Source organism: Alteromonas sp. BMJM2 (genome assembly GCF_027257845.1).
GTDB lineage: Bacteria > Pseudomonadota > Gammaproteobacteria > Enterobacterales > Alteromonadaceae > Alteromonas.
The window spans coordinates 401,416-410,371 of record NZ_JAPVOT010000002.1 but is presented as its reverse complement, the minus strand read 5'-3'; the positions used below and the strand labels follow the sequence as shown (position 1 = coordinate 410,371).

Genomic DNA, 8,956 nt, shown 5'->3' with positions numbered 1-8,956 from the left:
GGCTTCCTTCGGACCCTGTCGTTGGCCAACAACGCCCTTGCCATTCAGATTATCTTCCCCTCAGTCAGGGTGATTCAGGTTTCTTCCAACCTGACGGGTTTGCCAGCTTCGCTGGGCAAACAAAAAAAGCGCACCTAAGTGCGCTTTTTTGTGCAGTGTTTGCAGAGTCTAGATTAGTCTAGGATCTTCGCAACAACACCAGCACCTACTGTACGACCACCTTCACGGATTGCGAAACGTAGACCTTCGTCCATCGCAATCGGAGCAATTAGCTCAACTTTAAATTTAAGGTTGTCACCAGGCATTACCATTTCTACGCCTTCTGGAAGCTCTACAGCACCAGTTACGTCAGTTGTACGGAAGTAGAACTGTGGACGATAGCCTTTGAAGAATGGAGTATGACGGCCACCTTCGTCTTTAGACAATACGTATACTTCTGCTTCGAACTTAGTGTGTGGGTTGATTGAACCAGGCTTAGCTAGTACTTGTCCACGCTCTACGTCATCACGCTTAGTACCACGTAGTAGTACACCAACGTTCTCACCAGCACGACCTTCGTCTAGAAGCTTACGGAACATTTCAACACCAGTACAAGTCGTTTTAACAGTATCTTTGATACCAACGATTTCTACTTCTTCACCAACTTTAACAATACCTTGCTCAACACGGCCCGTTACAACAGTACCACGACCTGAGATTGAGAATACGTCTTCGATTGGAAGAATGAACGGCTTGTCGATTGCACGCTCTGGCTCTGGGATATATGAATCAAGAGCTTCACCTAGTTCGATGATTTTCTTTTCCCATTCTGCATCGCCTTCAAGGGCTTTAAGTGCAGAACCTTGGATAACTGGAAGGTCATCGCCTGGGAAGTCATATTCGCTAAGAAGTTCACGAACTTCCATTTCTACTAGCTCAAGAAGCTCTTCATCATCAACCATGTCACACTTGTTCATGAACACGATGATGTGAGGAATACCAACCTGACGACCAAGTAGGATGTGCTCACGAGTCTGTGGCATAGGGCCATCAGTCGCAGCAACTACTAGAATACCGCCGTCCATCTGTGCAGCACCAGTGATCATGTTTTTAACGTAATCAGCGTGTCCTGGGCAGTCAACGTGCGCGTAGTGGCGAGCAGGAGTATCATATTCTACGTGTGACGTAGAGATGGTGATACCACGTGCTTTTTCTTCAGGCGCGTTATCGATTTGATCGAATGCGCTTGCAGAACCGCCGTAAGTCTTAGCTAAAACAGTAGTGATAGCTGCAGTTAGTGTAGTTTTACCGTGGTCAACGTGGCCGATAGTACCCACGTTTACATGGGGTTTCGTACGTTCAAACTTTTCTTTTGCCATTTTTCTCGTTTCCTAAGTTAAAAGTCCGACCCACAAATAGACCGGACCGAACCTTCATTTAGATTAGATTCTAGATTCAATAATAGCCCGCGCCACATTGTTAGGCGCCTCAGAATAATTGAAAAACTCCATTGAGTATGAAGCGCGGCCCTGCGTTTGTGAACGCAAGTCTGTCGCATACCCAAACATTTCTGAAAGTGGCACTTTAGCACGTATCGTTTTAATACCTGCTACGCCATCTTCCATACCTTCGATCATGCCGCGACGACGATTTAAATCGCCAACAACATCACCCATCCAGTCTTCTGGAGTTGTTACTTCAACTTTCATAGTGGGTTCAAGCAACACCGGATTTGCTTCTGCGGCGCCCTTTTTGAAACCCATAGAGCCGGCGATCTTAAACGCCATTTCAGAAGAGTCAACATCGTGGTACGAACCGTCAAACAAAGTAACCTTTACATCAAGTACCGGATACCCTGCAAGAACACCACTTCGCATCTGCTCCTGAATTCCTTTATCGACCGCTGGTATGAACTCTTTTGGAACAGTACCACCGACGATCTCGTTCACAAATTCGTAGCCAAAGTCCTCTTCCTGAGGCTCAATGCGCAACCATACGTGACCAAATTGACCACGGCCGCCCGACTGACGAATGAACTTCCCTTCCACCTCAACATTTTTGCGGAGGGTTTCACGATAAGCAACCTGAGGGTTACCTACGTTACATTCAACCTTAAATTCGCGTTTCATGCGATCGATAATGATATCAAGGTGTAATTCACCCATACCAGAGATGATCGTTTGACCCGTTTCGTCGTCAGTTTTTACTTTAAATGACGGATCTTCTGCGGCCAATTTGCTAAGTGCTATACCCATTTTTTCTTGGTCAGCTTGCGACTTTGGCTCTACTGCAATTGAAATTACCGGGTCAGGAAATTCCATACGTTCTAACGTAATAATATTATTCGGATCGCAGAGCGTATCACCCGTAGTGACATCTTTAAGGCCTATTGCAGCCGCGATATCGCCCGCGCGTACCTCTTTAATCTCTTCTCTGTCTTTTGCGTGCATCTGCACGATACGACCAAAGCGCTCGCGCTTACCTTTAACAGGGTTATAGACAGTATCACCTGTATTTACCACACCTGAATAGCAGCGGAAGAACGTCAGCGTACCAACAAATGGGTCGGTAGCTATTTTAAACGCCAAAGCAGAAAACGGCTCTTCGTCCGTAGGATGACGTTCTGCTTCTGTTTCGTCTTTGTCGTCAAGAATACCGGTAATCGCTTTTACTTCATTTGGCGAAGGAAGGTAATGAACAACCGCATCTAATACTGCCTGAACACCTTTGTTTTTGAAGGCACTGCCACAGGTGGCAAGAACAATTTCGTTGTTCAGCGTACGGGTGCGTAGCCCTAGTCGTATTTCGTCTTCAGAAAGCTCTTCACCTTCTAAATACTTGTCCATTAACTCATCAGAGGCTTCTGCCGCTGCTTCTACCATTTCAGTGCGATACTGCTGTGCTTTTTCTAAATATTCAGCCGGAATGTCTTCATAGGTAAACGTCATACCCATGTCGTCTCCATTCCAGTTGATTGATTTCATCTTAATTAAATCGATGACACCATGGAATTCTTCTTCAGCGCCCATGTTGATTTGAATCGGAACACAGTTAGCGCCTAAACGTTTGCGGATTTGACCCACAACACGTTCAAAATCAGCACCAGCCCTGTCCATCTTATTGACGAATACAAGGCGTGGTACTGCATATTTGTCAGCCTGTCTCCAGACTGTCTCTGATTGAGGCTCTACCCCAGAAGACCCACAGAATACAACTACCGCACCGTCTAGAACACGTAATGAACGTTCCACCTCAATGGTGAAGTCCACGTGTCCAGGCGTGTCGATGATATTTATTCTGTGTTGATCGAACTGTTGCTCCATACCAGACCAGAAACAGGTAGTAGCAGCAGACGTGATAGTAATACCACGCTCCTGCTCCTGTTCCATCCAGTCCATGGTAGCAGCACCATCGTGCACTTCACCGATTTTGTGAGACAGTCCTGTATAAAACAAGACACGCTCTGTGGTCGTGGTTTTACCCGCGTCCACGTGAGCCACAATACCAATATTGCGATAACGCTCAATCGAGGTCTTACGAGGCATAAATCTCTCTCAGTTATATAACGTTGATTACCAACGGTAGTGAGCAAACGCTTTGTTTGCTTCGGCCATACGGTGAACGTCTTCACGTTTCTTAACCGCTGAACCTTTATTTTCTGCTGCATCCATCATTTCAGCTGCTAGGCGCTGAGCCATAGACTTTTCGCCACGTTTACGTGCAGCATCAACCATCCAACGCATACCTAGTGCATTACGACGAACTGGACGTACTTCGACTGGAACCTGATAAGTTGAACCACCAACACGACGAGACTTAACCTCAACCGTTGGGCGGATGTTATCAAGCGCTTCTTCGAATACATCTAGGTGTGCTTTGCTGGTTTTTTCAGCAACAATATCTAGCGCACCGTAAACGATTTTTTCAGCGACTGACTTCTTGCCGTCGAGCATTACGACATTCATGAATTTAGCAAGCAGTTGTGAACCAAATTTCGGCTCTGGTAGGATTTTACGTTGACCTACGACTCTTCTTCTTGGCATTTTCTATTCTCCGTATGAATTCAGGGAATACCCAAAACTCTTAAACTTCAGTTTGGCCTTACTAACGGAGAACCGTTAAGACTTAGGCCTTTTCGCGCCGTACTTAGAACGGGCTTGTCTACGATCGTTTACACCTGCGCAGTCCAATGTACCGCGAACTGTGTGATAACGAACACCTGGTAAGTCTTTAACACGACCACCACGGATTAGTACTACACTGTGCTCTTGTAGGTTGTGACCCTCACCACCGATGTATGAAGAAACTTCAAAACCGTTAGTTAGACGTACACGACATACTTTACGTAGTGCAGAGTTTGGTTTCTTTGGCGTAGTTGTATATACACGAGTACATACACCACGTCTCTGTGGACAAGCTTGCAGTGCAGCTACGTTGCTTTTTTCAACGGGCTTTCTGCGTGGCTTGCGCACTAACTGGTTAACTGTTGCCATTAACTAGCTCCTGATTAAAAACTACGAAAACCCAATCACTGTGATTGGGTCCATATAATGCGACTTTTTAATTCGTCGCCCTGTTTGCGGTAAATATTGTGCTCGTCAACATTTACCAGGCTCTGATACAAAAAACCGCGACCGTTTGTCGAGCCCTTTCGGGGCTATCCAAAATCGGGTCGCGGAATATTAATGATCATCGCCCTGACTGTCAAGCTGTACAAACTCTAAGCACTTAATATTCTTAAAATCTGTCAGCCTAAGCTGCCATTATGTTAGGAGTACGTTAACGCACTCCTATGATCATGCCTTATTCGGCCGAATCGTCGTCTGCACCAGCGTTAAGCGCTTCGGTCAATGCCTGTTCTGCATCTGCTGCAGATACTGACATTTCTTCGATTTGCTCTTTGCGCTGTTGAGCACGGCGTTCATGGTATGCGAAACCCGTACCTGCTGGAATGAGTCGCCCAACAATAACGTTCTCTTTCAGACCGCGAAGATCATCTTCTTTACCCTGAACCGCAGCTTCAGTTAGTACGCGTGTTGTTTCCTGGAACGATGCCGCTGAGATAAATGACTCAGTCGACAGTGACGCTTTAGTGATACCAAGTAGTTGTGTTTCGTACTGTGCTGGTATCTTACCGTGTTTTTCAATTTCACGGTTTGCCACTTTCACGTTAGAAACTTCTACTTGCTCGCCTTCTAGGAACTGCGTATCGCCCGGATGAGTAATAACGCACTTACGCAACATCTGACGAATAACAACTTCGATGTGCTTATCGTTAATTTTTACACCCTGTAGACGGTAAACTTCTTGAACTTCGTTCACGATGTAGTTTGCTACATGGGAAATACCACGAAGGCGCAATATGTCGTGTGGAGACTCTGGACCATCGGCAATAACTTCGCCCTTTTCCACTTTCTCACCTTCGAACACATTAAGCTGACGCCATTTCGGAATCATCTCTTCGTATGCATCACCTTCAGCAGGTGTAATCACTAAGCGCTTCTTACCTTTAGTCTCTTTACCGAAACCGATAGTACCTGAGATTTCCGCTAGGATAGCAGGCTCTTTAGGCTTACGTGCTTCGAACAAGTCAGCAACTCGTGGTAGACCACCCGTGATATCACGAGTCTTCGAGCTTTCCTGAGGTATACGCGCTAGCACGTCACCTTCGTTAGCTACTTTGCCTTCTTTTGCTTCGATTGTTGTAAAGCTTGGAAGACGAATTTCTTGAAGACCGAACTCATCACTTTCAAGGATTAGCTTAGGCTCTTTTGCATTCGCCTTTGTTAAATCTTTAACAACGATACGCGTTAGACCAGTAAGCTCATCCTGCTGCATTTCTGTATTGGTGTCGTCAATGTCAGCGAAGCTAATTTTAGCCGCACGTTCAGTAACGATTGGGTGACTATGCGGGTCCCAGTTAGCAACAACGTCGCCAGCTGCAATCTTCGCACCATCGTCAACACTAAGAACTGCACCGTAAGGCACTTTATAACGTTCTTTCTCACGACCTTGTTCATCGATAACAGTAAGTTCTGTTGAACGAGAAACGATAACCACTTTACCGTCTGAGTTACGTACAGATTTTTCATTGTGTAGCTTAAGGCTACCCGCCGTCTTAACCTGAACACTATTCTCAGCTGACGCTCGTGATGCCGCTCCACCAATGTGGAATGTACGCATGGTAAGCTGTGTACCCGGTTCACCGATTGACTGTGCTGCAATAACACCAACCGACTCACCACTGCCAACCATATGTCCGCGAGCAAGGTCACGACCATAACAGTTAGCACACACACCAAAGTCGTTATCACAGGTGATAACCGAGCGTACTTGAATTTGGTCAACTGAGTTGGCTTCAAGCATGTCTACTAGCGCTTCGTCTAGTAATACGTTGCGTTCAACCAGTACTTCGGTAGTACCTGGCTTAACTACGTCTTCTGCAACTACTCGACCTAGTACTCGTTCGCGAAGAGGTTCAACTACGTCGCCACCTTCGATTAGTGGTGTCATAGAAACACTACCGAACGTGCCGCAGTCATCGTTAGTGATAACCAAATCTTGCGCAACATCTACAAGACGACGAGTTAGGTAACCCGAGTTCGCAGTCTTAAGTGCTGTATCGGCAAGACCTTTACGCGCACCGTGCGTTGAGATGAAGTACTGAAGAACGTTAAGACCTTCGCGGAAGTTTGCCGTGATGGGTGTTTCGATGATTGAACCATCCGGTTTAGCCATCAGACCACGCATACCCGCTAACTGACGAATCTGAGCAGCACTACCACGAGCGCCCGAGTCGGCCATCATGTAAACAGAGTTAAATGATGTTTGCTCTTCTTCTTCGCCATCGCGGTTAATTACGATGTCAGTCTTAAGGTTGTCCATCATGGCCTTAGCAACTTTTTCGTTGGCATTAGACCAGATATCAATAACTTTGTTGTAACGCTCACCGGCTGTTACAAGACCGTTTTGGAACTGTTCCTGAATTTCGATAACTTCAGCTTCTGCTGCGTCAACGATGTCTTTCTTCGCTTCAGGAATTACCATGTCATCAATACCAACAGACGCACCCGCGATCATCGCGTAGTGGAAACCGGTATACATGATTTGGTCAGCTGCAATAACAGTATCTTTTAGACCAAGGGTACGGTAACAAGCATTCAATAGTTTTGAAATTTGCTTCTTGCCCATCGCTTGGTTGATGATTTCAAACGGTAGACCCTTTGGAAGGATCAATGAGAAAATCGCACGACCAACCGTAGTTTGTGTCAGGGTAACTTTCTCTGATTTATTGCCGTTTTCATCAATGTCATATTCAGTAATACGTACTTTAACGCGAGAATGAAGCTCTGCATTACCTGTACGGTATGCTTTTTCTGCTTCATTCGGGCTGGTAAATACCATGCCTTCGCCTAAGCCGTTTACTTTGTCACGCGTAAGGTAATAAAGACCCAATACAACGTCCTGTGAAGGAACGATAATCGGCTCACCGTTAGCAGGTGACAAGATATTGTTCGTCGACATCATTAGCGCACGAGCTTCAAGCTGTGCTTCGATAGTCAACGGAACGTGTACCGCCATTTGGTCACCATCGAAGTCGGCGTTATACGCCGCACACACTAGCGGGTGAAGCTGGATCGCTTTACCTTCGATTAGTGTTGGTTCGAATGCTTGGATACCCAAACGGTGAAGTGTAGGTGCACGGTTAAGCAATACAGGGTGTTCGCGGATAACGTCATCTAGTACGTCCCAAACCTCTGGTGCTTCGCGCTCTACTAACTTCTTAGCAGCTTTGATAGTTGTTGCAAGACCACGACCTTCAAGCTTACCGTAAATAAACGGTTTAAATAGCTCAAGTGCCATCTTCTTAGGAAGACCACACTGGTGAAGACGAAGTGTTGGACCAACAGTAATTACAGAACGGCCAGAGTAGTCAACACGCTTACCAAGAAGGTTTTGACGGAAACGACCCTGTTTACCTTTGATCATGTCTGCAAGCGACTTAAGTGGACGCTTGTTAGAACCGGTAATCGCACGACCGCGACGTCCGTTATCTAGAAGTGCATCAACAGACTCTTGTAACATACGCTTTTCGTTGCGCACGATAATGTCAGGAGCAGCAAGGTCTAGAAGACGCTTAAGACGGTTGTTACGGTTAATAACACGACGGTATAAATCGTTCAGGTCAGACGTAGCGAAACGTCCACCGTCTAGTGGTACTAGAGGGCGAAGATCTGGTGGCAATACTGGAAGTACTGTCATGATCATCCACTCTGGCTTGTTACCAGACTGCTGGAACGATTCAAGTAACTTAAGGCGCTTCGTAATTTTCTTACGCTTTGTCTCAGAGTTAATTGAAGGCAATTCTTCGCGCATTGCTGCAACGTCGGCATCAACGTCTAGTACAGTTAACAGATCAAATACTGCTTCTGCACCCATTTTCGCGTCGAACTCGTCGCCGTGCTCTTCTAACGAATCAAGATAGTCTTCTTCGTTTAATAACTGGCCACGCTCTAATGTCGTCATACCTGGCTCTGTGACCACGTATGATTCAAAATAAAGCACGCGCTCAATGTCACGTAGCGTCATATCAAGCATTAAGCCGATACGAGACGGAAGTGACTTAAGGAACCAGATGTGTGCTACTGGACTTGCTAGCTCGATGTGGCCCATACGCTCACGACGAACTTTAGTCAGTGTAACTTCAACGCCACACTTTTCACAGATAACACCACGGTGCTTAAGGCGCTTGTACTTACCGCACAAACACTCGTAATCTTTAACAGGGCCAAAGATACGGGCACAAAATAAACCGTCACGCTCAGGCTTGAACGTACGATAGTTGATAGTCTCAGGCTTCTTCACTTCACCAAAAGACCATGAACGAATCATGTCAGGTGAAGAAAGGCCGATTCGAATATTATCGAACTCTTCGGCCTTATGCTGTTGCTTTAGAAACTTTAATAAGTCTTTCACA

At 46.0% G+C, this 8,956-nt stretch carries 6 protein-coding genes; 1 reads left to right on the top strand and 5 read right to left on the bottom strand.

Annotation, left to right across the window (positions count from 1 at the left end; all coding sequences use genetic code 11):
- A partial coding sequence (locus O9X84_RS04530) for a hypothetical protein (protein WP_269518391.1) occupies positions 1–182 on the top strand: 182 nt, incomplete at its 5' end.
- On the opposite strand, the gene tuf is transcribed toward O9X84_RS04530, so the two are convergent.
- From tuf to rpoC, 5 genes are all read right to left on the bottom strand, one after another.
- The gene (tuf, locus tag O9X84_RS04525; protein WP_269518390.1) at positions 174–1,358 is read right to left on the bottom strand and encodes an elongation factor Tu; all 1,185 of its coding nucleotides are present in this window, start codon (positions 1,356–1,358) and stop codon (positions 174–176) included. The two genes, O9X84_RS04530 and tuf, sit on opposite strands and share 9 nt — an antisense overlap.
- Before the next feature lie 63 nt (positions 1,359–1,421).
- On the bottom strand, positions 1,422–3,524 hold the full coding sequence (fusA, locus tag O9X84_RS04520) for an elongation factor G (protein WP_269518389.1): 2,103 nt from the start codon (positions 3,522–3,524) through the stop codon (positions 1,422–1,424).
- Between the two features lie 27 nt (positions 3,525–3,551).
- The gene (rpsG, locus tag O9X84_RS04515; RefSeq protein ID WP_269518388.1) at positions 3,552–4,022 is read right to left on the bottom strand and encodes a 30S ribosomal protein S7; all 471 of its coding nucleotides are present in this window, start codon (positions 4,020–4,022) and stop codon (positions 3,552–3,554) included.
- A 75-nt stretch (positions 4,023–4,097) separates the two neighbouring features.
- Positions 4,098–4,472 carry a 30S ribosomal protein S12 gene (gene rpsL / locus O9X84_RS04510; RefSeq protein ID WP_032097755.1) on the bottom strand — a complete coding sequence of 125 codons (375 nt, stop codon included), beginning with the start codon at positions 4,470–4,472 and terminating at the stop codon, positions 4,098–4,100.
- A 310-nt stretch (positions 4,473–4,782) separates the two neighbouring features.
- The gene (gene rpoC, locus O9X84_RS04505; protein WP_269518387.1) at positions 4,783–8,955 is read right to left on the bottom strand and encodes a DNA-directed RNA polymerase subunit beta'; all 4,173 of its coding nucleotides are present in this window, start codon (positions 8,953–8,955) and stop codon (positions 4,783–4,785) included.
- Position 8,956: the final 1 nt, after the last annotated feature.

Coding starts and splice junctions, on each gene's coding strand:
- rpsL (WP_032097755.1), bottom strand. CDS start 4,472: ATGGCAACAGTTAACCAGTTAGTGCGCAAGCCACGCAGAAAGCCCGTT.
- fusA (WP_269518389.1), bottom strand. CDS start 3,524: ATGCCTCGTAAGACCTCGATTGAGCGTTATCGCAATATTGGTATTGTG.
- rpsG (WP_269518388.1), bottom strand. CDS start 4,022: ATGCCAAGAAGAAGAGTCGTAGGTCAACGTAAAATCCTACCAGAGCCG.
- tuf (WP_269518390.1), bottom strand. CDS start 1,358: ATGGCAAAAGAAAAGTTTGAACGTACGAAACCCCATGTAAACGTGGGT.